The 1,154-nt window shown below is 74.4% G+C and carries 2 protein-coding genes; both read left to right on the top strand.

The window, feature by feature from the left end:
* Positions 1–202: 202 nt before the first annotated feature.
* A complete protein-coding gene (locus H5J33_RS36015; RefSeq protein ID WP_258565641.1) occupies positions 203–403 on the top strand; it encodes a DUF4244 domain-containing protein in 201 nt (66 codons plus the stop codon).
* A gap of 34 nt (positions 404–437) precedes the next feature.
* Positions 438–776, top strand: coding sequence for a TadE family type IV pilus minor pilin (locus tag H5J33_RS36010; RefSeq protein ID WP_181798856.1), 339 nt, complete (start codon positions 438–440; stop codon positions 774–776).
* The last annotated feature ends 378 nt before the right edge of the window (positions 777–1,154 follow it).

Raw genomic sequence — 1,154 nt, 5'->3', positions numbered from 1 at the left:
ACGGCCCGCGCACGGCGGGCGGCCGTACTGATCTCCGCGCCGGTCGGGCTGTGCTTCCTGCCCGCGTTCGTCGCGGTCGGGGTGGTGCCCGTCGTGATCGGTCTGGCGGGCGGGGTGACGGGAGGGGGGTGAGGGCGAGGCGGGCGGGGCGGACGACAGCGGACGAGAACGACTACAGACCGGAAACCTTATGGAGGTTGAGATGTTCGGAAAGATCAGGAAAGCGGCGGCGAGGTTGCGCTCGGTGTGCCGGCAGGACACCGGAATGGTGACGTCCGAGTACGCCATGGGAATCATCGCGGCCGTCGGGTTCGCGGTGCTGCTCTACCAGGTGGTCACCAGCGGCCAGGTCCAGGCGGAGCTCCAGGCCATCGTGAAGAAGGCCCTCAGTGCCCGGATGTGAGCAAGGAGGCGAGCGGGGCGGGGACGGCGGTTTCGTGACCGTGGAGGCGGCCATGGCGCTGTCCGTGCTGGTGGCGTTCACGATGGCGCTGGTCTCGGGGCTGCTCATGGTGGCGGCGCGGATCGAGTGCGTGGACGCGGCCCGCGCGGGTGCCCGGGCCGCCGCCCGGCAGGACCCGCCCGACGCGGTGGTACGGCTGACGCGGGAAACGGCTCCGCGAGGAGCGCGGGTGACCGTCGCACGCGAGGGCGACCGGGTCCGGGTCACGGTGGTGGCCCGGCCCCCGCTCCTGAACGGACTGCCCATCGAACTGCGCGAGCAGGCTGTGGCGCTCGCCGAGGACACCGTGCGTACGGGGGAGGAGGGCCGGTGAAGCGCGGGTACGAGCCGCCCGGCGAACGGGAGGACACGAGGACGCCCGAGCACGGCCGACCGGGCGGCCGGTGGCGGACCTCTCGGCGGCAGGGCGAGGGAACGCCCGGTCACGGGCGTGGTCGGCGATGTCTCACCGGGACCCGGGAGCGTGGGCGGGCGTCGCCGGGCCGGTGGATCCACGCGGCGGGACGGGCGGTGTCCCGGAGGCCGGGGTGGGGCGGCGGGCGTCGTGCGGTGGTGCCGGACCGGGTGCGTGCGGGCGTGGTGCGGCGGTGGAGGTCCGACCGGGGGTCGGCCACCGTATGGAGCCTGGGGGCGATGGCCTTGCTGTGCGCGGTGTTCGGCGCGGTGCTCGTCTACGGGCAGGCCGTCGCCG

The organism is Streptomyces sp. WELS2, assembly GCF_013870595.1.
GTDB lineage: Bacteria > Actinomycetota > Actinomycetes > Streptomycetales > Streptomycetaceae > Streptomyces.
This window is presented reverse-complemented; position numbering and strand designations above follow the sequence as displayed.